Origin of the sequence: Mycolicibacterium cosmeticum (assembly GCF_000613185.1) — a bacterium.
Lineage (GTDB): Bacteria > Actinomycetota > Actinomycetes > Mycobacteriales > Mycobacteriaceae > Mycobacterium > Mycobacterium cosmeticum.
The window spans coordinates 321,146-347,007 of the sequence record NZ_CCBB010000001.1 but is presented as its reverse complement, the minus strand read 5'-3'; the positions used below and the strand labels follow the sequence as shown (position 1 = coordinate 347,007).

The following is a 25,862-nucleotide window of genomic DNA, read 5'->3' as shown; positions in this document are numbered from 1 at the left end:
GAATCCGCGGCGTCAGTCGCGCCGGAATGCCGTGTCCACCACCTCCCGGACGGCGGAGCCGGGATCGCCGGTGAAATCCAGCACGACCTCGTCGAAGGTGCCGCCGGTGAACGGGAACGGCGAGGTGAACGCCGCCGATACGGAATAGGTCACGGCCCGGCCCGCCGACACGGTCTGCATGATGTCCAGTCCCGCCATGCGGAACCCGGCGGCCGACCCCACCACCTCATCGTCGACCGCCAGCGCGACGTCGCCGACCATGTCCAGGGTGCCCTCCACCGCGCCGGTGCGGGTGTAGCGCACCTCGAAGGTGTGCCGCCCCAACGGAATCGCCGCCGCCGAGGTGACGGTCTGTTCGCGCCCCGCCGCATTGCACACATAGTGCAGGTGGCCACCGGCCAGGAACAGCGCCTGGCCGCCCGTCCGGCTGCCCGCGGAGAACAGCACGCCCCCGGCGCCGGCACGCTCCAGCGACACCGTCGTCCGCAAGCGGAACGACCGGCCGCGCACCAGGCCCCGGAACGCGGTGTGCCCGGCCGGGGCGCCCGGATAGAACACCGCCCGTGCCACCGGTTCGCCGATCCTGGCGGCGGCCCGTTGCACGATCTCCTGCACGCTCAGATCGGCCAGGGGATAGGCCTGGTATTTCTGCGCGTGCTCGTGCCACAGCGCCTGCAGGGTGGCCAGCTTGTCCGGGTGTTCGGCGGAGAGGTCGTGGATCTGGCTGCGGTCGGCCTCGATGTGGAACAGCTCCCAGCGATCCCGGTCGAACGCGGCCCAGCCACGCGGACCGACCGCCGTCGGCGGATGCACCGTATTGGCGAACCAGCCCTCATGCCAGATCCCGCGGGTGCCCAGCATCGAGTAGAACTGGGTGTGCTTCGGTGCGGGGCCGGCCGGGTCGGCAAGTGCGGCAGCGAAACTCGTGCCCTCCAGGGGTCGCTGGGCGATACCGTTGACCGTCGTGATGTCGCCGATGCCGAGCAGCTCGTACACCGTCGGGGTGACGTCGCTGACGTGCGCGTAATGATCACGGACGGCGCCGCGGCCGGGCAGTCCGGCCGGCCAGGAGATGATGCACGGGTCGGCGATCCCGCCCTCGTGCGAGGCGTATCGCTTGAACAGCTTGTACGGCGTGTTGAACGCCATGGCCCAGCCGTTCGGATAATTCATCGCCGTGCCGGGGCCCCCGAGTTCACCGAACAGGCGCAGACCGTCCTCGGTGGTGTCGAGCCCGCCCAGCATCGGGACCGATTCGTCCAGGGTGCCGTTGGGTCCGCCCTCGCCGCTGGCCCCGTTGTCGGACATCACGACCACGATGGTGTTGTCGAGTTGCCCGGTTTCCTCCAGATGGTCGAGGATCCGGCCGATCTGGGCATCGGTGTAGGACAGGAATCCGGCGAACACCTCGGCCATCCGGCACGACACGCGTTTCTCGTCATCGGACAACGAATCCCAGGGCCGGACATTCTCGTTGGCCGGCCACGGGATCCCGTCCGGGCTGGTGGCGTCGGCGTACGGGTTCATCGGGGACAGCTCGGTTTCCGGCGGCAGCAGGCCGAGCGCCTTCTGGTTGGCCAGCGCCGTCTCGCGGTAGCGCTCGTAACCCATGTCGAACGCGCCCTGGTACCGGTCCGCCCATTCCGTGGCCACCTGGTGCGGGGAGTGCCCGGCTCCGGGGCACAGGTACATGAACCACGGCTTGTCCGGTGCCGCCGCACGGTGATCCCGCAAGAATCCGATCGCGTTGTCGGCCAGGTCTTTCGACAGATGGTAGCCCTGCTCGGGGCTGGCCGGTGGATCGATCGGGTCGTTGTCCCGGACCAGGGTCGGATACCACTGGTCGGTCATCCCGTCGAGGAAGCCGTAGAACCTGTCGAAGCCGCGGCGCAGCGGCCAGTACCGTCGCGACCCGGCCGCCTGGCAGTCCTCGATCGGCGCCAGATGCCATTTGCCGACGGCGTAGGTGGACCACCCGCGTTCGGAGAGCACCTCCGAGAGCAGGGCGGTCTCGGCGGGGATCCGGCCGTGATGACCCGGGAAACCCTCGGCCAGGTTCAGCACCGACGCCACCCCGACACTGGTCGGATTGCGGCCGGTCAACAACGCGGCCCGGGTGGGGGAACACAGTGCGGTGGTGTGGAATTGGGTCAACCGGAGTCCGCGGTCGGCAATCCTGGCGATATTGGGCATCCGCACCAGGCCGCCGTAGCAGTCCCAGGTGGCAATGCCGATGTCGTCCCACAACAGGTACAGCACATTGGGTGCGCCCGGTGGCGCCGTCGCCTCGCGGTACGCCGCCCAGTCCGGGGTGGACTCCCTGATATCGGTTGCCACCACTCCGTCGAAAGACACGCTCAGATCCCCGCGCCCGGGTTGAGGATGCCGGCCGGATCCAGTGCGGCCTTGATCCGCCGGTTCAATTCCAAAGCTTCCGGCCCGATCTGGCCGGCCAGCCAGGGCCGCTTGAGCCGGCCCACCCCGTGCTCACCGGTGATGGTGCCGCCCAGCGCCACCGCCAGATCCATGATTTCGCCGAACGCGACATCGGCGCGCCGCGCCATGTCGACGTCGGCGGGATCGAACACGATCAGCGGATGGGTGTTGCCGTCACCGGCGTGCGCGATCACCGAGATCATCACCTCGCGCTGTGCCGCGATCTTCTCGATGCCCGCCACCAGATCGGCCAGCGCCGGCAGCGGCACCCCGACATCCTCCAACAGCAGGGTGCCCTTGGCCTCGACCGCCGGGATCGCATAACGGCGGGCCGCCACGAACGCCTCACCCTCGTCCGGGTCGGACGTCGAAAACACTTCGGTGGCACCGTGGTCGGTGAACACCTGCGCCATGAACGCGGCGTCGTCGGCGCCCGCGGGCCCGCGTTCGTCCGAGGCGGCCACCATCATCGCCGCGGCGTTGCGGTCCAACCCCATCTTCAGCTTGTCCTCGACGGCGTTGATGGCCACCGCGTCCATGAACTCCAGCATCGACGGGCGGATCTTGCCGGTGATCGTCACCACCGCGTCGGCCGCGGCAGCCACGGAGTCGAAGGAGGCCACCACGGTGCACGGACCATGCTGGGCGGGAAGCAGTTTCAGCGTCACCTCGGTGACGACGCCCAGCGTGCCCTCACTGCCCACGAACAGTTTGGTCAGGCTCAGCCCGGCGACATCCTTCAGTCGCGGACCACCGAGGCGCACGGCGGTACCGTCGGCCAGCACCACCTGCAAGCCCAGCACGTAGTCGGTGGTCACGCCGTACTTCACGCAACACAGCCCGCCGGCGTTGGTGGCGATGTTGCCGCCGATGCTGCAGATCTCGAACGACGACGGGTCCGGCGGATACCACAATCCGTGCGCGGCGACGGCCTTCTTGACCTCCGCGTTGAGCAGTCCGGGCTGCACGACGGCGGTGCGGGTGGCCGTGTCGACGGTGATATCGCGCATCCGCTCGGTGGACAGCACGATGCCGCCGTCGACGGCGGTGGCGCCGCCGGACAGGCCCGTCCCGGCGCCGCGGGGCACCACCGCCACACCGTGCCCACTGGCCCAGCGCAACACGGCCTGCACCTCTTCGGTGCGCGTGGGCCGGACCACCGCCAGCGCGGTCCCGGCATGGGGATCGGCGGCGCGGTCCTGCCGGTAGGAGGCGACGATATCGGGATCAGTGACCACGGTGCCCTCGGGCAAGGCCGCGATCAGGCTGTCCAGCGGGGAACTCACCGGGCCAGTGTATGGCCGCCGTCACCGACCGAAGATCTATTGCGGGCGCCGCCTGCGCCGCCGCCAGAGCTCGGCCAGTTCCTCGCGGCTGGAGGTTCCGGTCTTGTGCATGGCGCGGTAGACGTGTCCCTCGACCGTGCGGGCGGACAGGTGCAGCCGCTCGGCGATCTCCTTGTTGAGCAGCTCGGCCGCGATGAGGGCGACCACCTCGCACTCGCGCTCGGTCAGCGGCAACGGCTCGGCGGCCTGCTCGAGCGCCGGGGTGATGACCCCGGTGTGTTCGGCCAGCGCCTCGGCGCGCACCGAGCAGTTCAGCGCCGACCCGCGGCGGCCCCGGCCGCGGTGACAGATGGCGGCGTGCGCGGCGGCGTCCATGGCCGCGGCCAGGTCGCCCATCGCCTCGAAAGCCTCTGATACGGCCGCCAGTTCCTGGGCGTCCTCGTCGCGCAGCGCGGCCGCGAACCGGGCCGCCAGCCCGGACCGCGGGCCTTCGGTCAGGCCGGCCAGCTCGGCCAGCCGATCGGCGTGCTCGTGGCTGCCGAACTGGGTGGCCACCTGCAGGCACATCACCTCGGCGGCGAATTGGCCGTTGGCGGCCGCCGTCTCGGCGGCCACCGCGAGGATGCCGACCGCCTCGCTCACCACGCCCTGACCGGCCGCCACCCAGGCCCGTCCGATACTGCGTTCGTAGGACAACGACCGGAACGGCCGCGCCAGCGCGTCGATCTCGTCCAGGATGGCGGCGGCTTCGGTGACCTGGCCGTGCATGGCCAGTGCGGTGGCTCGGACGACGTTGTAGCGGTAACCCCAGCCGGTGGAGTGATGGGCGGCGAACGCCACGGCCGCCTGGTCGAGCAGCCCGCAGGCGTCATGCAGCCGGCCCGTGCCCAGCGCCGCCCGGCCGGCGATCGCCGCACCGAGCGCGTGCGCGGCGCCCGGGAGTTCGGCGGACTGCGCGCGCACGCGCTCGGCCAGCGGCTCGACGTCGGCCAGACGTCCCGCCAACAGCAGCGCACCCAGCTCGGCGTCGGCGATGTTGAAGCGCATGTGCGGGGCGTCGTGGCCGCGCATCGCGGCGGCATAGCCGGTCTCGGCGGTCTTCAGGGCGTCCGATGTCCGGCCGGCATCCGCGGTGACCACCGTGAGCGCGAACGCCGTTTCGGCGCCCACCACGCCGGGCAGGTCGGGCAGATTGATGGCCTTCGCGGCCTCCAGCGCGGCGGCCGGCCGGTCCGTGGCGAACCAGTAGATGACCAGGAATGCGTCGATCCAGCTGCGGCCGTCGGGGCCGACCGACACCGCGTCGACGAGGGCCTTGGCCTCGTCCGGCCGGGACAGCGCCCACAACAGGTTGGTGGCCCGCAGGTAGGTGAATCGGGCGCGGTCGAGGTCGTCCCACGGCCGCGTGATCAGCTCGGCCAGCGCGCGTTCGGCCTCCGCGCCGCGGAAGGACCACGACAACGCGTGGGCGTGCAGGAAGTGCGCGTCCGCCCCGGCGCCGCCGGCGATGGCGGCCTCGGCCAGCCGGCCGGCCAGCTGCAGGTCGGCCAGCCAGATCGCGCCCCTGGCCGCGTGCACCAGCAGGTCGGCGTCGGGCGGCAGGTCGGAGTCCAGGCTGAGACTGGCCCGGCGCACCACCACGCGCAATTCGTCGCGATCGGGGCCGGCGGCCAGTTCGGTGGCCACCAGGCCGCGCAGCCTGCGCAGCGTCGTCGACGGGGCCCGCACCCGGCGGATCTCGCCGTAGAGCGGATGGGCGACCCGCGCCTGCATGCCGGAATCGCAGGGGTCCACGGTGATCAGGCCGCGAATATTGGCTTCCTCGACCGACTCTCGGTCGGTGATGCGCTGCAGGGTGGCCAGTTCGATGGGTTCGCCGACGGCGAGCACGTCGACGACCGTGGCGACGGCGGGCGGCAGGTCGCCGAATCGGGAGTCGATGAGTTCCACCAGGCTGCTGGGCAGCACCGGCTCGCCGACCCATTGCCAGCATCCGGCGTGCTGCTGCAGGCGGCCGTCGGCCAGTTCCTGCTCGACGATGTTGCGCAGGTACAGCACGTTGCCGCGGGTGAGCGTCCAGAGCCGGGCCGCGGCGTCGGGATCGACCGGGCCGTTCAGCGCCGCGGCGAGCAGGTCCGCGGACTCCTGCCGGGCCAGCGGCTGTAGGTCGAGGCGGGCGAAGGCCCGATTGTCCTTGTCCTTCCAGAGCTCACGGACACTCTCGGGGATTCCCGACCCGTCACTGCCGTCACGCACCGTGAGCACCACTTTGGCCGCACCCCACTGCACGATCTGGTGCAGCACGAAGACCGACAGGTCGTCGAGCAGATGGGCGTCGTCGACGGCGACGATCACGCCGCGCCCGGGCGGGGCCGCGGTCACCGCGTCGATCACGCTGTGCACCAACCTCAGCCGGTCGTCGTCGGCCGACCTGGTCCACGCCGTGAAGGCGCCCAGCGGGATGTCGCGGGCCGACGTGGTGCCGACGATCCAGCGGCACTCGCTGCCCTGCAGCGCGTCACGGACCAGGCGGCTCTTGCCGACACCGGCCGGGCCACAGACCACCACCCCGGCGGTGTCGCGGGCCGACACCCCGGCGCGGACGGCCCCGATCTCCGCGGAGCGGCCCGTCAACGGCCAGGTCAAACGCACCTATGCAGCCTAAGAGCGAGCTGTGCAGAATGCCTAGCGTTAGGCGGATTCCGCCGCGTCATGCGGGCCGGTCGAGTTCGCGCAGGGACGGCAGCGCGACGGCGATCACGCCGATCGCCAGCATCGGCAGGGACAGCGCCAGGAAGGTGGCGTGCAATCCGGCCGAGTCGGCCAGCGGGCCGGCCAGCAACAGGCCCAGCGGGCCCGCGGCGTACGCGAGCGATCCCATCACGCCCACCACCCGGCCGCGCAGGTGCTGCGGGGCCCGGGTCTGCATGACGTAGTTGTAGATCGGGGCGATCGGGCCGTACACGAAACCGACGACGGCGCACAGCACCAGGATCACCGGCAGCGGGGGCAGGAAGGCCACGATCGTCATGGCCACCCCGAGGGTGATCACCGCGATGAGCATCGTGGTGCGCCGCTTCAGGAATCTGGACATCACCGCGTATCCCAGTGCGCCGACCAGCCCGCCCACCGACAGCGCCATGAGCACCCAACCCAACTGCGCCGGCTCGTTGCGGTCGGTGAAGTACTTGGGGAACAGCACGCTCTCCATCGGCATGTACAGCCCGGTGGCGGTCAGGTCGATGATCGCCAGGGTGCGCAACACCTTGGTGTTCCACACGAACGACAGGCCTTCGACGACACCCGAGAGCACCCCGTCGGGCAACGCGTCGCGGTCCGGCTTGCCCGCGCCCTCCAGGCGCAGGGCCCCGATGGCCAGGATGGACAACCCGAACATCGCCGCGGTGACCCACATGGTGTTCACCCGGCCGAGCGTGGTGATGAGCAGGCCGCCGATGCCGGGCCCGACGATATAGGCGAGGTTGAACACCGCCTCGTACACGCTGTTGGCGTGGTCGAGCGTCCACCCGGCGCGGTTGGCGGCCTCGGGCAGCATCGATTCGCGCGCGGTCATGCCTGCCGGGTCGAATGCGGCGCCCAGGGCGGCCAGACCGGCCAGCACGGCGACGTTGACCACCTGCGCGCCGAAGATCAGGGCGAGCACCGGCACGGCGATGACCGACAGGGCCGACAGCCCGTCGGCGATCATCGACACCCGGCGCCGGCCGATGTAGTCGACCGCGGTACCGGCGATCACGGTGGAGGCCAGCAGCGGCAGGGTCCCGGCCATTGCCACCACCGAGGCGTCGAGCGCAGATCCGTTGCGTTGCAGCACAAGCCACGGGAACGCGATCATCGATATGCCGTTACCCGAACCCGCGGCCAGCGCTGCGAAAAGGATCAGCAGCGCGGGGCCGCGGTGACGTATGTTCATGGCGTATCGCCGCAGAATCTAACAGCGCCCTACGATCCCCGACCACCGAATTTCAGACAGGATGGATGCGTGACCGGCAGGCTTCCCCATCCGCGTACCGGCCGGTTGTTCCCGTCGCCGGTGCCGCCGGGGACGGGTTGGCCGGGGGACCGGGCGAAACCCGGCACACCCGTGGCTGTCGACGCCGAGACCGTGTCCGCGCTGGCCGCCGGGATCGGCACCGTCACCGAACTCGACGCGGCGGTCACGGTCTGCAAGGCGTGTCCGCGGCTGGTCGCCTGGCGGGAGGAGGTTGCGGCCACCAAGCGCCGGGCCTTCGCCGACGAGCCGTACTGGGGCCGGCCGGTGGCCGGCTGGGGGGCGGCCCGGCCCCGCGTGCTGGTGGTCGGACTGGCGCCCGCGGCCAACGGCGCCAACCGCACCGGCCGGGTGTTCACCGGCGACCGGTCCGGTGACCAGCTGTTCGCGGCGATGCACCGGGCCGGGCTGGTGAGTTCGGGCTACAGCGTCGACGCCGCCGACGGGATGCGGGCCAACGGGGTGCGGATCGTGGCACCGGTGCGCTGCGCCCCGCCCGCCAACAAACCGACACCGCAGGAGCGGACGACCTGCGCGCCGTGGCTGCACGCCGAATGGCGGCTGGTGGCGCCGTACGTACGGGTGGTGGTGGCGCTGGGCACCTTCGCCTGGCAGACCGCCTTGACGCTGCTGGCCGACGAAGTGGACGGGCCACCAAAGCCGGTGTTCGGTCATGGCGCGGCGGTACCGCTGGCAACGGGGCGGGTGCTCTTGGGCTGCTACCACCCGAGCCAGCAGAACATGTTCACCGGCCGGTTGACCCCGGCCATGCTCGACGACGTTTTCCTGGCGGCGCGGGAACGATCCGGCATCGCGCCGCGTTGACGCCCACGTGCGGCTTTCTGTTCTCGATCTCGTTCCCGTCCGCTCCGACCAGTCGACAGCCGACGCCCTGGCGGCCACCGCGGCGCTGGCCAAGACCGCCGACCGGCTGGGTTTCACCAGGTACTGGGTGGCCGAGCACCACAACATGGCGGCCGTGGCGGCCACCAGCCCACCGGTGCTGATCGCCTACCTGGCCGCCCAGACGGCCACGATCCGGTTGGGTTCGGGCGGGGTGATGCTGCCCAACCACGCACCCCTGGCGGTGGCCGAGCAGTTCGCCCTGCTGGAGGCGGCCGCCCCGGGACGGATCGACCTGGGCATCGGCCGCGCGCCCGGCTCCGACCCGGTGACCTCGGTGGCATTGCGTGGCGCGGCCGGGCGTGACGATTCGGATATCGAACGCTTCCCGCAGTACCTCGACGATGTCGCCGCCCTGATGGGTGCCCGCGGCGTCCGCGTCGAACTGACCAGGGGCGGACTGCTGCAGCAGCAGGACTACGTGCTCAAGGCCACCCCCAACGCGGCCAGCGAGCCGCGGTTGTGGCTGCTGGGCTCGTCGATGTACTCGGCGCACCTGGCCGCGGCCAAGGGATTGCCCTATGTCTTCGCCAACCACTTCAGCGGTCAGGGCACGGCGGAGGCACTGGCCGCCTACCGCGCCGAGTTCCGGCCCAGCGCAGAACTTTCCGAACCGCTGACATTCCTCACCGTGAATGCATCGGTGGCACCGACGCGGACCGAGGCGGAGGACCTGCTGCTGCCCAACCTGCAGATGATGGGCCGCCTGCGCACCGGGCGGCCGCTGGGACCGCTGGATCTGGTGGAAGACGCCCTGGCGGCGACCATCTCGGCGCAGGAGCAGCTGATCGTGGATTCCGGCCGGGCCCGCACCGTGGTGGGCGAACCGGCCGAGGCCGCTGATCAGATCCGCGCCCTGGCAGAGCAATTCGACGTGGACGAGGTGATGATCAGCCCCGTCGGCTCGGCGTACCGCGGCACCGCGCCTGCGACGGCACCGGCCCGGGAGACCACGCTCGAGCTGCTGGCCAAAGAACTGCTCTGACGTCCGGTCCCGCGGCGGCCGAGGTTTCAACCGGCGCCGCAGCGGCAAGTCCTGGACGGGGCCGGCCGACAGGAGGCGTGGATGCAGACCTTCTTGCCGTGCCCGGATTTCGTCAGGAGTGCCGAAGTGCTGGACCTCCGCCGGCTCGGCAAACAGCGGGTGGAAGCCATTCAGGTGCTGCGCGCGCTGACGGTTCCCGGATACGGCTGGCGTCATCATCCGGCGGCCGCAATGTGGGCCGGCTACGAAGAGGCGCTGGTGCGCTACGGCATGGACGTCTGCGGTGTGTGGTGCGCGGCGGGCCGCGCCGACACCTGCAGCACCACCTTGCTGGCCGACCTCACCTCGGGCACCGGAGTGCGCACGGTGCGCACCCAGCCGCAGCTGGAACGCGCCGGCGAGTTGCCGCCCTGGCTCGGTGAGCCCGCCTTCCACCGCAGCCACCAGTCCGCGCTGCTGCGCAAGGACCCGGTCCACTACGGACCGCTGTTCCCCGGCATCCCGGATGACCTGCCCTACGTGTGGCCGGCCTCGGACCGGGAGCGGCGGGTCGCGCGCTGACCTCAGGCCCGCGGCGTCAGCGCGACGATCGGGATCGGCCGGGTGGTTTTCTTCTGGTACGCCTCATAGCGGTTGGCATTGTTGCGGTTGACCAGTTGCCACAACCGCGCATAGTCCGGGTCGTCCGGCAGGATGGGCCGCGCGGTGACCTCCAAACGCGTTGTCCCGACGTTGATTTCGACGTCCGGGTGGGCCTTGAGATTGTGATACCAGCCCGGCGAGCGTGGCGCACCGCCCATCGACGCCACCACCAGGTAGTCCTTGCCGTCGCGGGCGTAGCTCAGGGTGTTGATGCGTGGTTGCCCGGTCTTGGCCCCGACCGTGTGCAACAGCAGGCTGTTCGGCATCCCGGGGATGCGATGCCCGATCAGCCCGTTGGTCTTCTGATACAGCAGGTCGTGCAGGTGCAGGACCCGCAGCCCGACCTGCTCGATCGGCGACAGATGTGTCATGGCCTCAATCCTGCGCGGTTTCGTCCAGGTTCGCCAATGCCGCACGTAACAGCCGCGCCGACGCCGCTCGATCCGGATCGCGGCGCAGCACCAGGCCTTTCGCGAACGACAATTTGTCACCGGTGCGCCGCGGCACCACATGCAGGTGCAGGTGGAACACCGTCTGGAAGGCGGCCTTGCCGTCGTTGATCGCGATGTTGTTGCCGTCGGCGTGCAGGCCGGACAGCCGCGCGGCCTTGGCGATGCGCTGCCCGAGCACCGCCAGGCCGGCGACGGTGTCCGGTGGCGTGTCGGTCAGGTCCACGGTGTGCCGCTTCGGGATCACCAGGGTGTGCCCGCGGGTGAACGGCCGGATGTCGAGGAAGGCGAGAAATTCGTCGTCCTCGTGGATCCGCAGCGCGGGGGCCTCCCCGGCGACGATCGAACAGAACACGCAGGCCATTCCGCCACGTTAGCCGCCTGTCGTCAGGCGTTGGCGGACGCCCATTCGGCCAGCCGGCGCTCCTGCTCTTCTGGCGTGATGTCCTCGACCCGGGTCATCACGGTCCAGCGCCAGCCGAACGGGTCGATGATCGAGGCGAACCGGTCGCCGGTGACGAAGGTCTGCAGTGGTTCACGGACGGTGGCGCCGGCGTCGACGGCCCGCGCCACGACCGTGTCGGCGTCGGCGCAGTACAGGCCGATCGACTCGGTGGCGAAGGCACCGCGGTCGGGGGCGGCCAGCTGGTAGGCGTCCTGCGGATCGCCGAGTTGCAGCCGGCCCGCGCCGAAGTCCAGTTCGGCGTGTGCGACGGTCCCGTTCGGCCCGTCCATCCGGCTGACCAGCGTGGCGCCGAAAACAGCGACATAGAAGTCGATCGCCGCGGCGGCACCGTCGACGCAGAGGAACGGGGTCAGGCTGGTGTATCCGTGGGGGATCGGTGTGTTGCTCATACCGCCAGTTTCGTAGCCTTGCGGCCATGGCGGCTTGGAAAAACACGCCAGCCCCGGTGCGCGGGGTGGTGGGCCGGGCGGGCAGTGTGTCGGCCTTCGAACTGCGGCGCTGGCCGCCCTCGGAGGCGGCGGGCCGGTTCGTCGAGCACTTCTGGTCGGTGCGGTGGGACCGGCGCCGCGAGGGTCCCTTCGACAGCACGGTGATCACTTTTCCGGCGCTGCACCTGACCCGGGAATGGGGCGAAGACGGTGTCCGGCACGGCTTCCCGCTGCCGGTCACCCTGGTGCACGGTGTGGTGCCGAAGGTTTTCCGCACCACCATCCGCGCATGCGGCACGGTGGTGGGAGCCCGGTTCCTGCCGGGCGGCTTCACCGCCCGGTTCGGCAGGGACGCGGCGCAGCTCACCGGTCTTGTCCGGCCGGTTGACGACGAACTCTTCGGTGCGGCAATCGAGTTCGACGATGACGTCGACGCGGTGCGGACCCGGCTGGACGCGGCGATCGGTGCCTTCGGGGGGACGCCGGACCCGGTGTACGTCCGGCTGACCGAGTTGGTGGCGCGGATGCAGGCCGATCCCGGCCTGCACAAGGTGTCGCAGGTGATGGCGCTGTCACCGTGGAGTGTGCGGACCACGCAGCGGATCTTTGCCCACTACGTCGGCGTCCCGGTGAAATGGGTGCTGTGCCGCTACCGGTTGCAGCAGGCGGCCCTGGAGATCGAGAGCACGCCCGACGTCGACTTCGCCGACCTGGCCACCCGGCTCGGCTGGTATGACCAGGCGCATTTCGGCAACGACTTCCGGGTCATGCTGGGCTGCACACCCGGCGAGTACGCCACCACGCACGGACCCGGGGCGCTAGCGTTGCGCCAATGAGTGATATCGCGTTCGCCGGCGCGGCCGAACACGCCCGCATGCTGGCCGCCGGGACGGTCACCGCGCCGGACCTGCTGGAGCTCTTCCTGGGCCGGATAGCGCAAATCGATCCCGAAATTCGTTCCTATCGCGTGGTTCTCACCGAATCGGCGCGGGCCGAAGCGGCCGCGGCACAGGCCCGGCTGGCCGCGGGCGAGCGGCTGCCGCTGCTCGGGGTGCCCGTCGCGATCAAGGACGACACCGATATCGCCGGCCAGGTGACCACCTACGGCAGCAGCGCGCACGGCCCCGCGGTGGCCGCCGATGCCGAGGTGGTGCGTCGGCTGCGCGCGGCGGGTGCGGTGATCCTGGGCAAGACGGCGGTGCCGGAGATGATGATCTGGCCGTTCACCGAGACACTCACCTACGGCGCGACGCGCAACCCGTGGAATCGCGACTTCGCCCCCGGCGGCAGCAGCGGCGGCAGCGGTGCGGCCGTCGCCGCGGGCCTCGCGTCGATCGCGCTGGGGTCCGACGGGATGGGGTCGATCCGGATACCGTCCACGTGGTGTGGACTGTTCGGGATCAAGCCGCAACGGGATCGGGTGCCGACGGCGCCGCACGAGAATTCGTGGTGCGGACTGGTGGCGAACGGGCCGCTCGCACGCACGGTCGAGGATGCCGCACTGTTCCTCGATGTCACCGCGCCCGGACATGATTTCGTGGCCGCGGCGACGCGGCCGCCGGGCCGGTTGCGGATCGCGGTGAGCCGCAAGGTGCCGCCGCTGGTGACCGCGCGGGTGGGTGCCCCGCAGCAGGCGGCGGTGACCGACGCCGCCGCCGTGCTGCGGGAATTGGGGCATCACGTCGTCGAGCGGGACCCGGATTATCCGCTCGGTTCGGTGTACGGACACGCGTTGCCGCGGTACTTCCGTGGCGTGTACGACGACGTTCGCGCGCTGCCGCACCCGGACCGGCTCGATTCCCGGACAAGGGCTTTCGCCCGTATCGGTGGGCTGATCCCGCAGCGTCGGATGGAGTCCGTCCTGGCGGCCGAACCGGCCATCGCAGCGCGCGTGCTGTCCATTTTCGACGAGGTCGACGTCGTCATCACGCCGGGGGCGGCCACCGGGCCGTCCCGCATCGGTGCCTACCAGCGCCGGGGCGCGATCTCCACGCTGGCCCGGGTGGCCGGCCGGGTGCCGTTCCAGGCCATGTGCAATGTCACCGGACAACCCGCCGCGGTGGTGCCGTGGGGCCTGGACGGGGATGGGATCCCGATGTCGATCCAGTTGATGGGCCGGCCGTTCGACGAGGCGACCCTGTTGTCGTTGAGCGCGCAACTCGAGACGGCGCGGCCCTGGGCGAATCGGCGGCCGCCGGTGCACACTGTGCCCCATGGGTCTATTCGGTAGCGCGGGTGCGGACGATGTCCAGCGGCGGGTCGAGGAACTCGAACGCCGGGTGGCCGCACTGGAACGGGCGATGGGTGCCGCGGTGCCGCCGTCGCGACCGGTGGGGGAGCCCAACGAAACCTGGGCCAGCGTGACGGTGCGCAATCTGGTGTTGCAGGGCAAGAAGATCGAAGCCATCAAGGTGTTCCGGGACGAGACCGGGTTGAGCCTGCGGGAGGCGAAGGACATCGTGGAGCGGCTGGGCTGAGGTGCGGGCGGTGGTGCGCGCCTGAACAGCTGAACGCGGTGCCGCACCATATGCCCGATGCCCGCCTCCGAGCGACTTTTCAGCGACAACCGAAACCTGTTGCAGGCGTGCGGTTGTGGATAAATCCGTGATTGTGGATAACCCCGGCAGATGTCGGTGGTTCGTACTAGTGTTCGATGCATGGAGGTCGTGGTCGATCTGATCGCGGTGGTCGACACACTGTCGGGCGCCTCCTTCGACGACGCCTCGATCACCGAGCTGCTGGACATCCAGACCGCGTTGGAACAGCTGTACCGCCGGATTCCGGCGGTACAGCATCGGGTGATGGCCGCGCTCAAAGCCCAAGCGGGCCCGGCTGAGCTGGGGGCGCGCAGCTGGGCCGATGCGTTGGGTATCCGGCTGCGCCTGTCGAACAAGGAAGCCCACCGGCGGCTGACCGAAGGGGAGCTGCTCGCCCCGCGCCGCACCGTGACCGGGGAACCACTGGATCCGGTGTATCCGGCAACCTCGGCCGCCCAAGCCCGGGGTGACATCACGGCTGAACACATCCGGATCATCACGAAGACTCTGAAGAAACTCCCGGCAGGGGTGGACGAGCCGACCCGCGCCGACGCGGAGGCGCAGCTGGCCGCCTACGCCACGGCCCACGACCCCGACACCCTGCGTCGGCTGGCCAAACACCTGCTGGAGGTCGTCGACCCCGACGGTCCCGAACCCAACGACGATGACGCCGCCGCACGCCGCGAGGATCGTCGCAGCTTCGTGCTGGGCCCCCAAGACGAGGATGGCAACAGCGATTTCCACGGCACCATCACCCCGGAAGGCCGGGCCTACCTGGAACCGATGCTGGGCAAGCTGGCCGGTCCGGGGATGTGCAATCCCGAGGACGAGATCCCGTGTACAAAGGGCACCCCGTCGCAGGAGGCGATCGATGCCGACACCCGGACGCTGGGGCAGCGTCAGCATGACGCGCTGGTCACCGTGGCGCGCAACGCGCTGGCATCGGGGGAGTTGGGGCAGCACAACGGGTTGCCGGTGACGGTGGTGCTCGGAGCCAAGATGGCCGAATTCGAGGAGGTCACCGGGCAGGCGGTCACCGCGGGTGGGTCTCGGGTGCCGATGCGCGATGTCCTTCGGATGGCCGCCCACGCGTGGTGGTGTTTGGCGGTGTTCGACGACGTGACCGGGCAGCCATTGCATTTCGGGCGGACCCGGCGCTGCGCCAGCCCGGACCAGCGTCTGGTGTTGACCTATCGGCAGCGCGGGTGCACGTTCCCGGGCTGCCGGGTGCCCGCCTACGGCTGCCAGGCCCACCACGCGAAGAGCGACTTCGCCCGCGACGGGCAGACCGACATCGAGGAACTCGTGCTGGCCTGCGGCCCGCACAACCGACTCGTCGGCGATGGTGGCTGGACCACCGTCATCGGCGACGACGGTTCCGTCGAATGGATCCCGCCCCCGGCCCTGGACACCGGCCAGGCCCGCACCAACACCTACCACCACCCCGAAGTCATCATGGGCGACAAGAACCCCGGCCGGACGCCCAGACCGGACGCACCGCCGGGAACGGCCGCGTGATCGGCCCGCCTCGACCTCAGCCTTGATCCGGTTGAGGATGGCGGTGACCCGAAGCCGGCATCGGCGCGATCCTAATCGGCCAGGGCTGTTCGCCAAGCGGCCAATTTGTCGGCGTAGCGCATGGTCTGGGCCGGGCTGGTGGACGGCAGTCGCTGCGCGGGGATGTCCGGAGTGCCGACCAGGCGCCGGTAATTCGTCTCGGCGGCCGCCCCGTTGAACACCATCCGTTCGATCGTCGGGTGGCGGTCGAGGAACGTGGCGAAGTCGTTGGGCACCATGCTCTCGGGTCGCACCGCGGAGTCGAGACTGCCCTGGCGCACACACGACCGCAGCACATCCCACACCGCGATGCCGTGGTCCAGCAGCGCCGCGACCCGTGCTGGGTAGGCCGCCGCCACGTCGAAGCCGACGACCTCCGCGGTGATCCGCCAGAACGCGTTGCGCGGGTTGCCGTAATACTCGCCGGAGGCCAGTGACATCACGCTGGGCATGTTGCCGCAGATCAGCAGCCGGGCGCCGGGCCCGATCAACGGCGGGAGCCCGAGCAGCACGTCGGTCATTCCACTGACTGTCGCATACCGCTACCTTGGCGTCGTGGACTCCCCAGATTTCGCCGACCTGCTCGACGGCCTCGAGGGCGAGGCGCGCGCGGAGCGGGCCGAGTTGATCCCCTGGCTGTTGGAGCGGGGCATCACCGTCGAACAGATCCGGGATTCGTACGCGCCGCTGCTGTTGGTGTCCCGTCGCGCGCTCGGCGACGACGGCAGGCTGGTCTCGGCACGGCAGATCAGCCAGACGTACGGCGTGGATCCGGATCTGGTCGGCCACATCCAACGGGCCATCGGGGTGCCGCAGTCCGACGACCCGGACGCACCCGTGCATCCCGCCGTCGACGCCGAGATGTTCACCTACGTCAAGCAGTTCGTCGACCTGGGCTTCGACGAGGAACGGATCGTCGCGGTGGTCCGGGTGATCGCCGACGGGTTGGCCAAAACCGCTGAGGCGCTGCGGTTCACGGCCCTGTCGGCGATGATCTCCGCGGGCGGCACCACCGAACTCGACATCGCGAAATCCTCGGAGGCGCTGCTGCTGTCCGCCCAGCCGCTGCTCGGCCCGATGATCCAGGACATGCTGCGGCTGCAGCTGCGGCACACCATGGAGACCGAGGCCGTCACCGCGGGGGAGCGCGCCGCCGGCCTCCCGTTGCCCGGGGCCCGGCCGGTGGCGGTCGCCTTCGCCGACCTGGTCGGCTTCACTCGGCTCGGTGAGGCGGTGCCCCCGGAGGAGTTGGAGGACCTCGCTCGCCGGCTGGTCGACCTGACCCGCGATGTCGTGGTCCCGCCGGTGCGATTCATCAAATCCATCGGCGACGCCGTGATGCTGGTCAGCCCCGATCCCGCACCGCTGCTGACCACCATGTTGGCACTCGTCGACGCCACCGAGGCCGGTGACGACTTCCTGCGACTGCGCGCCGGTGTGGCCACCGGCTTGGCCGTCAACCGCAGCGGGGACTGGTTCGGCAGCCCGGTCAACCTGGCCAGCCGGATCACCGGGGTGGCCAGGCCGGGTTCGGTGCTGGTGTCCGAGGCCGTCCGCGACGCGATCGGCGACGGCTCCGGGTTCGAGTGGTCCTTCGCCGGCGCGCGCCGCCTCAAGGGCATCAAGGACGACACCAAACTGTTCCGGGCCCGGTTAGCGCACCGGTGAAAAGCGGCGCAGTCGAAGGCTGTTCGTCACCACGAACACCGAGCTGAACGCCATCGCGGCCCCCGCTATCAGCGGGTTCAGCAGCCCCAGCGCGGCCAGCGGCAACGCGGCGACGTTGTAGGCGAACGCCCAGAACAGATTGCCTTTGATGGTGCGCAGGGTGGCCCGGGACAACCGGATCGCGTCGGCGGCCGCCCGCAGGTCACCGCGCACCAGGGTCAGGTCCGACGCCTCGATCGCGACATCGGTGCCGGTGCCCATCGCCAAGCCCAGGTCGGCCTGCGCCAGCGCGGCGGCGTCGTTCACGCCATCACCGACCATCGCCACCACCGCGCCGTCGGCCTGCAGCCGCTTCACCTCGGCCACCTTGTCCGCGGGCAGCACCTCGGCCACCACCTGCTCGATACCCAGTTGCGCCGCAACGGCTTCCGCGGCACCGCGGTTGTCGCCGGTCAGCAGCACCGGGGTCAGACCGAGGGCGCGGAACTGGTCGATCGCCTCGGCCGCGGTGTCCTTGATGGTGTCCGAGACGATGATCACCGCGCGGATGCGCCCGTCGGCGGCGAACCAGACCGGTGTCCGGCCCTCGGCCTCGGCGGCCTCGGCCGCGGCGCTCAGCCCGGCGGGAACCGGCAGCTCCAGCCAGGAGGCCCGGCCCGCGGCGGCGGCCCGGCCCTCGACCACGCCGGTCACCCCGCGGCCACCGTGATTCTCGAACCCGGTCACCGGCGGCAACCCACCGCCGGCATACTCGGCGATCGCCCTGGCGATCGGGTGCTCCGAGGCGTGCTCCAAAGCGCCTGCCAGCCGGACGATCTCGGCCTCGGATTCCCCGTCGGCGACGTGCACGCCGACCACCGACATCCGACCGGTGGTCACCGTTCCGGTCTTGTCCAGCACCACGGTGTCCACCCGACGGGTCGACTCCAACACCTGCGGCCCCTTGATCAGGATGCCGAGCTGGGCGCCCCGGCCCGTGCCCACCAGCAGCGCGGTCGGCGTGGCCAGACCCAGCGCGCACGGGCACGCGATGATCAGCACCGCGACGGCGGCGGTGAACGCCGCGGCCACCGAGTTTCCGGTGAGCAGCCACCCGGCCAGCGTCAGCAGGGCCAACCCGAAGACGATCGGTACGAAGATCGCCGAGACCCGATCGGCCAGCCGCTGGACCTCGGCCTTACCGCTCTGGGCCTCACTGACCAGGCGAGCCATCTGGGCCAGCTGGGTGTCGGCGCCGACATGCGTCGCCCGCACCTCGAGGCGGCCACCGACGTTGACGGTGGCGCCGACCGCGGTGTCGCCGGGCCCGACCTCGACCGGCACCGGCTCTCCGGTCAGCATCGAGGCGTCGACGGCCGATGTGCCGGTCGTGACGGTGCCGTCCGTGGCGATCTTCTCCCCGGGCCGCACCACGAAGACGTCACCGACGGCCAGCTGGGCGATGGGGATCCGCACCTCGCCATGGGTGCGCAGTACCGCGACGTCCTTGGCGCCCATATCCAGCAGCGCGCGCAGGGCGGCACCGGACTTGCGCTTGGCCCGCGCCTCGAAATACCGCCCGGTGAGCAGAAACGTGGTGACGGCCGCGGCGACCTCCAGGTACAGGTGCGGCGCGCCACCCCGAGACACCCACTCGAAGGGCATCTTCATGCCCGGCATCCCGGCATGCGTGAAGAACAGCGCCCACACCGACCACAGATAGGCCGCGGTCACGCCCACCGAGATCAGCGTGTCCATGGTCGCGGCGCCGTGCCGCAGGTTGGTCCAGGCGGCCCGGTGGAAGGGCCACGCGCCCCACACCACCACCGGCGAGGCCAGCGTGAAGGCCAGCCACTGCCAATTGGTGAACTGCAACGCCGGGATCATCGACAGCGCGACCACCGGCACGCTCAGCGCTGCGCTGACCAGGACCCGTTGCCGCCACCCGTCGGCGTCATCGCGCTCGGGCTCGGGCGACGCTGTGGGCTCGGGGGCGGGCTCCGGGGTGGGCAGCGTCGCGGTGTACCCCGTCGCGGCCACCGCGGCGACCAGGTCGTCGGGGCTGACGGTGTCCGGGAAGTCGACCCGGGCCTGCTCGGTGGCGAAGTTGACGGTGGCGTGCACCCCGTCGATCCGGTTGAGCCGCTTCTCGATTCGCGCCGCGCAGGAAGCGCACGTCATGCCGCCGACGTCGAGCGTCAGGGTGCTCATGCCGCACTCGCGACGTCGTACCCGCAGTCCTCGATGGCCGCGGCGACGGTGTCGGGGTCGGGGGTGCCGGCCACCGTGACGGTGCCGGCCGCGAGGTCGACGGCGACGGAGGCGACGCCGGGCAGCGGCTGCACCGCGGCGGTGATCGCCGAGACGCAGTGGCCGCAACTCATACCCTCGACACGGAGAACGATGTTCATGAGCCCATGATATACCGGTAGGGGGTATGGGTAAATGATCCGATCCAGATGTGAGGAGAGACATGGTGAAGGCAACGGCAGCGATCGCGGCGGCGGTCGCCGTTCTGGTGGTGGGCTGTAGTAATGGGAGTAACGGATCCGGCCCGACCGAGGACGCCGGCCACAGCGGACATCAGAGCAGCGCGCCGGCTGCCGGGTCGGCGACCGCCGACGCCGCGGCGCACAACGATGCCGACGTGATGTTCGCCCAGATGATGATTCCGCACCACAGCCAGGCCGTGGAGATGAGCGACATCCTGCTGGCCAAGCAGGGCGTCGACCCCCGCGTCGTTCAGCTGGCCACCGAGATCAAGGCCGCGCAGGCACCCGAGATCGCCCAGATGCAGGGCTGGCTGACATCGTGGGGCAGTCCCGCCACGGCGCCGATGGACCACGGGATGCAAGGCATGGTGTCCGCCCAGGACATCGACAAGCTGCGTAACGCCCCTGGCCCGGAGGCCGCCAAGCTGTACGTCACCCAGATGATCGCCCATCACGAGGGCGCGATCGCGATGGCTCAGGACGAGATCGCCAACGGGCAATACGGCCCGGCGATCGAGTTGTCCCACGCCATCGTCGATACCCAGCAGAGAGAGATCGACACCATGAAGTCGATGCTCGGGACGTTGTGACGCCCGGTCACTGCGTGGGGACGGGGATGCCCTCCGACGGCTGGACGATGACGAAGCCCTGACCCGCGAAGGCCACCTGCAGCGCCTCGCCGGAGCCGCGCCCGATCAGCGCGCCGGCCTTGAAGCTGGTCTTCAGCGAGGTCTGCAGGTTGGCCGACCAGGCCACCACCGCATTGGTGTCGGCGAAGGTCGGCGCCTCGGCGGCGTCAAGCACGACCGGTGGCCCGTCGGTGGTCAGCGCCACCCACCCGCTGCCGCGCAGCGTGGTGTTGAACAGGCCGCCGGTGGCGATGCTGCCGCCCTTGACCCGCTCGATGTTCCAGTCCAGGTTCGATGAGAAGGCCAGCACGTTCTTGCCGCTGATGGACAGCCCGGCATTGCTCAGGTGCAGCAGGTGCACGTCGAAGGACTGCTCGGCGAGGAACACATCGCCCTGGCCGGACACCCGCATCAGCGGCAGTCCCTCGCCCGTCAGCGCCTTCTTGAGGAACTTGCCGGCACCGCCGCCCTCGAAGGCGAAGTCGACGTTGCCCTGGTAGGCCACCATCGAACCCTGCCGGGCCAGGAACGGTTCGCCGACGCGCACCCGCAGCAGCTTCCTGTTCTGATTGGCGACGGCCGCGGACTCCTTCTCGCTGAACCGGCCGTCGACCAGATCGCCGGTGATACCGGTGAAGCCGTCACCGGCCTGCACCGGCTGCTGAGGTTGCGGCGGCTGCTGCTGCGCGGGCGGCGCGCCGAGTGGCGCGGTGCGCACCTGACCCTGATGGGACACCTGGTCGGTCCACCTCTGCCCGTCCCACCACCGGTACTCGAACCGGCCTTCGGGATCCCTCAGCCACTGACCACTCACCGCGTCTCCTCGGGTCTCAAGAGTTTGGTACGTGCTAGAGCCACCTTAGGCTGGCATGCTTTTTCGTATGGCAGGTGACGAGCTCGATCGGATGCGGGCCAAGAGTGCCCTGGCAGTCGTCAGGCAACACCCGGGCATGGTGCTGTTCCTTCTCTCGCCGGCGATCATCGCCGTCGCCGCGGTGTGGTGGCTGGTCGGTGCGGGATGGGCGGCGCTGCTGTTGGTCGCGTTGGTGCTGGGCGGCGGTGCGGCGGCGCTGCTCAAGCGGTAGCCACCGGCAATACCCGTTCGCCGTGGGTGAAGTGCGTTCTATTACAGCTGTAATGGTGTAATCATGTAATCATGAAGACACATCATCATGCGCGGCGCGCCACCCACGACGCCGCCGAAGCCGCCGACTGGTTCGCCGGCCGGCTCCCCGACGGCTGGTTCGCCGGTGACCCCGAAGTCACCGTCGACCGCGAAGAAATCACGGTGATCGGCCGGTTGCCCGACGCCGACACCGAGGAGAGTGCCTCCCGCGCGTCCGGCCGGGCCGCCAAGTTCCGGGAGGAAACCCGCGGGGAGCGGATGCGGATCGCCGACGAGGCGCAGGATCGCTTCGCCCGCAAGGTCTCCTGGGGCATCCAGGCCGGCGAGGAACGAATCCTGTTCACCCACTTGGCCGTACCGGTGATGACCCGGCTGCGGCAGCCCGAACGTCAGGTGCTGGACACGCTGGTCGACGCCGGTGTGGCGCGCTCCCGGTCCGACGCGCTGGCCTGGTCGGTGCGGCTGGTCGGTGAGCACACCGACGAGTGGCTGGCCAAGCTGCGGGCGGCCATGACGGCGGTGGACGATCTGCGGGCCGAGGGGCCGCAGGTCTGACCCGGACGGCCTCAGGGTCGGGCCATCGCCCAGTACTCGCCGCCGCGCGCCAGCAGCTCGGCGTGGGTGCCCTGCTCGACGATCCGGCCATGCTCCAGCACCACGATCAGATCGGCGTCACGGATGGTGGACAGCCGATGCGCGATGATGAAACTGGTCCGGTCCCTTCGTAATTCGGCCATGGCCTGCTGTATCAGCAACTCGGTGCGGGTGTCCACCGAGCTGGTCGCCTCGTCCAGGATCAGCAGCTGCGGTCTGGCCAGCACCGCACGGGCAATGGTGACCAACTGGCGCTCGCCGGCGCTGAGCCGTCCGCCGTCCTCGCCGATCTTGGTCTGGTAGCCGTCGGGCAGGGTGGCCACGAACCGGTCGACGTACGCGGCGCGCGCCGCGTCGTGCACCTCGTCGGGTGTCGCGTCCGGCCGGCCATAGGCGATATTGTCGTAGATGCTGCCGCCGAACAGCCAGGTGTCCTGCAGCACCATGCCGATGCGCGACCGCAGCGCATCCCGCGGCATCGCCGTGATATCCGTGCCGTCCAGCAGGATTCGGCCCGAGTCGACCTCGTAGAACCGCATGAGCAGGTTCACCAGCGTGGTCTTGCCCGCCCCGGTCGGCCCGACGATCGCCACCGTCATTCCCGGTTCGGCGACCAACGACACGTCCTGCAGCACCGGGGTGTCCGGCCGGTACCCGAAGCCGACCCGGTCGAACTCCACCCGGCCTACGATGGATATCGTGACCGTGCGAGGTGGGTCGGGCGGCTCCTCCGGCGCGTCCAGCACGTCGAAGATCCGCTCGGCACTGGCGATCCCGGACTGCAGCGTGTTGAACATCGCCGCCACCTGGGTCAGTGGCTGATTGAACTGGCGGACGTACTGGATGAACGCCTGGATGCTGCCCAGGGTGATCTGCCCCGTCGCCACCTGCACCCCGCCCACCACCGCGACGGCCACGTAACTGAGATTGCCGACGAACGTGGTGGCGGGCCCGACCAGACCGGACAGGAACTGCGCACCCGTGCTGGACCGGTACACGTCGGCATTGAATTCGGCGAACTGCGCCGACGCGTGCTCGCGATGCCCGTAGGTCTTGACGATGGTGAAACCGCTGTAGGTCTCCTCGATATGCGCATTGAGCCGGCCGGTGTTGGTCCATTGCGCGACGAACAGTTTCTGCGAGCGGCGGGTGATGGCGCGGGTCACCAGCAGCGACAGCGGCACCGTCAGTACGGTCAGCAGCGCCAGCAGCGGCGAGATGGTGAGCATCGCCACCAGAACCGCCAGCACCGTCAGCACCGCGGTGAGCAGCTGACTGATCGACATCGCCAGCGACGATTGCACGTTGTCGACGTCATTGGTCACCCGGCTGAGCAACTCGCCGCGCTGCCGGGCGTCCACATAGGACAGCGGCAGCCGGTGCACCTTGTCCTGGATCTCCGCGCGCAGTGCGGCGATGGTGCGCTGCACGACGACGTTGAGGATGCGCGCCTGGATCCAGATCGCCAGCGCACCAATGAGATACAGGCCCAGGGCGAGCAGCAGGGTGCGGCCCACCGCGCCGAAGTCCACGCCGTGGCCGGGCACCACGTTCATGCCGGACAGCAGGTCGGCGAACGCGGTGTCACCGCGGGCGCGGGCCGCCTCGATCGCCTGGTCCTTGCTGATCCCGGCCGGGAGGCCGCGGCCCACCACCCCGTTGAACAGCAGGTCGGTGGCGTGGCCGAGGATGCGCGGACCGATCACGCCGATCGCGATGCCCACCACGCCCAGCGCGATCACCGCCAGCGTGAGACCGCGTTGCGGGGTCAGCCTCTTCACCAACCGGATCGCCGAGCCGCGGAAATCCCGGGATCGAGCCGCCGGCGGTTGCGGCATCCCGCGCATCGGTCTGGTCACGCTGTCACCGTCTGCGAGTCGACGAACTCCGCGTACGTCGGGCAATCCCGCAGCAGCGACTCGTGGGTGCCCGCGCCCACCACCCGGCCGGCGTCCACGACGATCACCTGGTCGGCGGCCGTCACCGTCGAGATCCGCTGCGACACGATGATCACCGTCGCGGTGTCCGACACCGCCCGCAGCGCGGCCCGCACCCGGGCGTCGGTGCGGACGTCCAACGCGGAGAACGCGTCGTCGAACAGATACACCGCGGGCCTGCGGATCACGGCCCTGGCGATCGCCAGCCGCTGCCGCTGCCCGCCGGAGAAGTTGATCCCGCCCTGGGCCACCCGCATCTGCAGCCCGTCGGCGTCGGCGCGGACGAACTCCTCGGCGTCGGCCACCCGCAACGCCGCCCACATGTCGTCCTCGGTGGCGTCACTGCGCCCGTACCGCAGGTTCTCGGCGACCGTGCCGGAGAACAGGTAGCCGCGCTGGGGTACCAATCCGAGTGCCGACCACAGGGTTTCGGTGCCGTAGGTGCGGATGTTGCGGCCGTCGACCAGCACCGCGCCCGCGGTGACGTCGTACTGCCTGCAGATCAGCGACACCAGCGTCGACTTGCCCGACCCGGTGCTACCGACGATCGCGGTCACCGTGCCCGGCCGCGCGGTCAGCGAAACATCCTGCACCACCGGGCGATCCGCGCCCGGATAGCTGAACGTCGCGCCGCGCAGCTCGATCTCGCCGCGCAGTGTCTCGACGGGCACCGGATCGGCCGGGTCGGTGATCTGCGGTGCGGTGCCGAGCACCTCGGTGATCCGCTCGGCGCACGCCGACGCCCGCGGCAACAGCACCAGCAGCAGCGTGGCCAGCAGCACGGCCATCAGGATTTGCATGAAATAGGCCAGGAACGCGATCAGCGAACCGACCTGCATCTGCCCGGCGTCGATGCGCATGCCCCCGAACCAGATCAACGCCACGCTGGAGACGTTGATGACCAGTGTCGTCACCGGCAGCATGATCGCCTGCCAGCGCCCGGCGGTGATCGCGGTGTCGGTCAGGGCCCGGTTCGCCTCCTCGAACCGGCCGCGTTCCAGCGCTTCCCTGGCGAAGGCGCGCACCACCCGGATGCCGGAGAGCTGCTCGCGCAGCACCCGGTTGATCCCGTCGATGAGCCGTTGCATGGACCGGAAGATCGGCAGCAGCTTGCGGATCACCAGATAGTTGGCCACGGCCAGCACCGGCACGCTGATCAACAGCAGCCAGGACAGGCCGGCGTCCTGGTGCACCGCCATGGCGATCCCGCCGACGCCCATGATCGGTGCGGTGATGAGCATCGTCGACGTCATCTGCACCAGCAACTGGATCTGCTGGACGTCGTTGGTGGTGCGGGTCAGCAGCGTCGGCGCCCCGAAGCGGGCCGTCTCGGTGGCCGAGAAACCGAGCACATGGTGAAAGATCGCCGACCGCAGATCCCGGCCGAACCCGACGCTGGCGCGGGACCCGAAGAACACCGCGCCCACCGCGCACAACACCTGCAGGGCGGTCACCCCGAGCATCACGGCCCCCAGCCGCACGATCGCGCCGGTGTCGCCCTTGGCCACGCCGTCGTCGATGATGTCGGCGTTGATCGTCGGCAGATACAACGACGCCAGCGTGCTGATCACCTGCAGCACGGCCACCACGGTGAGCAGCCCGCGGTAGGGCCGCACGTACCGCCGCAGCAACGCCCAGAGCATCTGGCTACTGTCGCACACCACCCTGTGCCCGCCCGTCATTGGCGCCGGACACGAAAGGGCAGGTCAATGTGCATGACAGCGGTTCGCGCCCGG

24 protein-coding genes are annotated in these 25,862 nt (G+C 70.1%); 11 read left to right on the top strand and 13 right to left on the bottom strand.

From position 1 onward, the window contains the following. Positions 1-12: 12 nt before the first annotated feature. The 4 genes from BN977_RS01725 to BN977_RS01710 are packed head-to-tail and all read right to left on the bottom strand — an operon-like array spanning position 13 to position 7,656. Entirely contained in the window at positions 13-2,361 is a 2,349-nt protein-coding gene (locus BN977_RS01725; RefSeq protein WP_036395982.1) for an arylsulfatase, read from the bottom strand. Next, positions 2,358-3,722, bottom strand: a complete 1,365-nt coding sequence (locus BN977_RS01720) for an FAD-binding oxidoreductase (RefSeq protein WP_036395980.1) — start codon at positions 3,720-3,722, stop codon at positions 2,358-2,360. The genes BN977_RS01725 and BN977_RS01720 overlap by 4 nt, the downstream gene beginning before the upstream one ends. 36 nt (positions 3,723-3,758) lie before the next feature. After that, positions 3,759-6,374 carry a LuxR C-terminal-related transcriptional regulator gene (locus BN977_RS01715; RefSeq protein ID WP_036395978.1) on the bottom strand — a complete coding sequence of 872 codons (2,616 nt, stop codon included), beginning with the start codon at positions 6,372-6,374 and terminating at the stop codon, positions 3,759-3,761. 58 nt (positions 6,375-6,432) lie between these two features. Further along, positions 6,433-7,656: a multidrug efflux MFS transporter Tap gene (locus BN977_RS01710; RefSeq protein WP_036395976.1), complete on the bottom strand. Its 1,224-nt coding sequence runs from the start codon at positions 7,654-7,656 to the stop codon at positions 6,433-6,435. Between the two features lie 69 nt (positions 7,657-7,725). On the opposite strand from BN977_RS01710, the gene BN977_RS01705 reads away from it, so the two are divergent. The 3 genes from BN977_RS01705 (at position 7,726) to BN977_RS01695 (ending at position 10,183) form a co-directional block, all read left to right on the top strand. Beyond that, the gene (locus tag BN977_RS01705; RefSeq protein ID WP_036395974.1) at positions 7,726-8,559 is read left to right on the top strand and encodes a uracil-DNA glycosylase; all 834 of its coding nucleotides are present in this window, start codon (positions 7,726-7,728) and stop codon (positions 8,557-8,559) included. Between the two features lie 7 nt (positions 8,560-8,566). Beyond that, complete coding sequence (locus BN977_RS01700; protein WP_024453666.1) at positions 8,567-9,622, top strand: LLM class flavin-dependent oxidoreductase; 1,056 nt, start codon at positions 8,567-8,569, stop codon at positions 9,620-9,622. Between the two features lie 81 nt (positions 9,623-9,703). Next, on the top strand, positions 9,704-10,183 hold the full coding sequence (locus BN977_RS01695; RefSeq protein WP_024453665.1) for an MSMEG_6728 family protein: 480 nt from the start codon (positions 9,704-9,706) through the stop codon (positions 10,181-10,183). Positions 10,184-10,185: 2 nt separating this feature from the next. Here BN977_RS01695 and BN977_RS01690 read toward each other — a convergent pair whose 3' ends face one another. From BN977_RS01690 to BN977_RS01680, 3 genes are read right to left on the bottom strand one after another with little or no spacing between them, the layout of a single operon-like run. Next, positions 10,186-10,635, bottom strand: coding sequence for a nitroreductase family deazaflavin-dependent oxidoreductase (locus BN977_RS01690; RefSeq protein WP_036395972.1), 450 nt, complete (start codon positions 10,633-10,635; stop codon positions 10,186-10,188). A 4-nt stretch (positions 10,636-10,639) separates the two neighbouring features. After that, positions 10,640-11,077, bottom strand: a complete 438-nt coding sequence (locus BN977_RS01685) for an HIT family protein (protein ID WP_024453663.1) — start codon at positions 11,075-11,077, stop codon at positions 10,640-10,642. A gap of 23 nt (positions 11,078-11,100) precedes the next feature. Continuing rightward, on the bottom strand, positions 11,101-11,568 hold the full coding sequence (locus BN977_RS01680) for a VOC family protein (RefSeq protein ID WP_036395971.1): 468 nt from the start codon (positions 11,566-11,568) through the stop codon (positions 11,101-11,103). Positions 11,569-11,594: 26 nt separating this feature from the next. On the opposite strand from BN977_RS01680, the gene BN977_RS01675 reads away from it, so the two are divergent. The 4 genes from BN977_RS01675 to BN977_RS01660 all read left to right on the top strand — a co-directional run bounded on the left by BN977_RS01675 (position 11,595) and on the right by BN977_RS01660 (position 15,662). Continuing rightward, positions 11,595-12,443 (top strand): AraC family transcriptional regulator, encoded by an 849-nt coding sequence (locus BN977_RS01675; RefSeq protein WP_036395969.1) that lies wholly within the window; start codon positions 11,595-11,597, stop codon positions 12,441-12,443. Next, positions 12,440-13,837 carry an amidase gene (locus BN977_RS01670; protein WP_036395966.1) on the top strand — a complete coding sequence of 466 codons (1,398 nt, stop codon included), beginning with the start codon at positions 12,440-12,442 and terminating at the stop codon, positions 13,835-13,837. The genes BN977_RS01675 and BN977_RS01670 overlap by 4 nt, the downstream gene beginning before the upstream one ends. Then, entirely contained in the window at positions 13,821-14,084 is a 264-nt protein-coding gene (locus tag BN977_RS01665) for a ribosomal protein L7/L12 (protein WP_024453659.1), read from the top strand. The genes BN977_RS01670 and BN977_RS01665 overlap by 17 nt, the downstream gene beginning before the upstream one ends. Before the next feature lie 180 nt (positions 14,085-14,264). Further along, positions 14,265-15,662, top strand: coding sequence for an HNH endonuclease signature motif containing protein (locus BN977_RS01660; RefSeq protein ID WP_051560952.1), 1,398 nt, complete (start codon positions 14,265-14,267; stop codon positions 15,660-15,662). A 71-nt stretch (positions 15,663-15,733) separates the two neighbouring features. Here the strand turns inward: BN977_RS01660 and BN977_RS01655 are convergent, their stop codons facing one another. Further along, complete coding sequence (locus tag BN977_RS01655; RefSeq protein WP_036395960.1) at positions 15,734-16,222, bottom strand: DNA-deoxyinosine glycosylase; 489 nt, start codon at positions 16,220-16,222, stop codon at positions 15,734-15,736. Between the two features lie 34 nt (positions 16,223-16,256). On the opposite strand from BN977_RS01655, the gene BN977_RS01650 reads away from it, so the two are divergent. Then, on the top strand, positions 16,257-17,369 hold the full coding sequence (locus BN977_RS01650) for an adenylate/guanylate cyclase domain-containing protein (RefSeq protein ID WP_036395958.1): 1,113 nt from the start codon (positions 16,257-16,259) through the stop codon (positions 17,367-17,369). Here the strand turns inward: BN977_RS01650 and BN977_RS01645 are convergent. Further along, complete coding sequence (locus BN977_RS01645; RefSeq protein WP_036395955.1) at positions 17,355-19,559, bottom strand: heavy metal translocating P-type ATPase; 2,205 nt, start codon at positions 19,557-19,559, stop codon at positions 17,355-17,357. The two genes, BN977_RS01650 and BN977_RS01645, sit on opposite strands and share 15 nt — an antisense overlap. Next, complete coding sequence (locus BN977_RS01640; protein WP_036395953.1) at positions 19,556-19,759, bottom strand: cation transporter; 204 nt, start codon at positions 19,757-19,759, stop codon at positions 19,556-19,558. The genes BN977_RS01645 and BN977_RS01640 overlap by 4 nt, the downstream gene beginning before the upstream one ends. A 62-nt stretch (positions 19,760-19,821) precedes the next feature. On the opposite strand from BN977_RS01640, the gene BN977_RS01635 reads away from it, so the two are divergent. Then, positions 19,822-20,430, top strand: a complete 609-nt coding sequence (locus tag BN977_RS01635; protein ID WP_191262680.1) for a DUF305 domain-containing protein — start codon at positions 19,822-19,824, stop codon at positions 20,428-20,430. Positions 20,431-20,437: 7 nt separating this feature from the next. Here the strand turns inward: BN977_RS01635 and BN977_RS01630 are convergent, their stop codons facing one another. Continuing rightward, entirely contained in the window at positions 20,438-21,283 is an 846-nt protein-coding gene (locus BN977_RS01630; protein WP_036395950.1) for an AIM24 family protein, read from the bottom strand. A 67-nt stretch (positions 21,284-21,350) separates the two neighbouring features. On the opposite strand from BN977_RS01630, the gene BN977_RS01625 reads away from it, so the two are divergent. After that, a complete protein-coding gene (locus tag BN977_RS01625; protein WP_036395948.1) occupies positions 21,351-21,554 on the top strand; it encodes a hypothetical protein in 204 nt (67 codons plus the stop codon). A gap of 71 nt (positions 21,555-21,625) precedes the next feature. After that, a complete protein-coding gene (locus tag BN977_RS01620) occupies positions 21,626-22,150 on the top strand; it encodes an ATP-binding transcription factor AbmR (RefSeq protein WP_036395947.1) in 525 nt (174 codons plus the stop codon). An 11-nt stretch (positions 22,151-22,161) separates the two neighbouring features. Here BN977_RS01620 and BN977_RS01615 read toward each other — a convergent pair whose 3' ends face one another. Together BN977_RS01615 and BN977_RS01610 are read right to left on the bottom strand one after the other, a co-directional pair. Continuing rightward, positions 22,162-24,036: an ABC transporter ATP-binding protein gene (locus BN977_RS01615; RefSeq protein WP_191262684.1), complete on the bottom strand. Its 1,875-nt coding sequence runs from the start codon at positions 24,034-24,036 to the stop codon at positions 22,162-22,164. 8 nt (positions 24,037-24,044) lie between these two features. Next, positions 24,045-25,769, bottom strand: coding sequence for an ABC transporter ATP-binding protein (locus tag BN977_RS01610; protein WP_036398215.1), 1,725 nt, complete (start codon positions 25,767-25,769; stop codon positions 24,045-24,047). Positions 25,770-25,862: the final 93 nt, after the last annotated feature.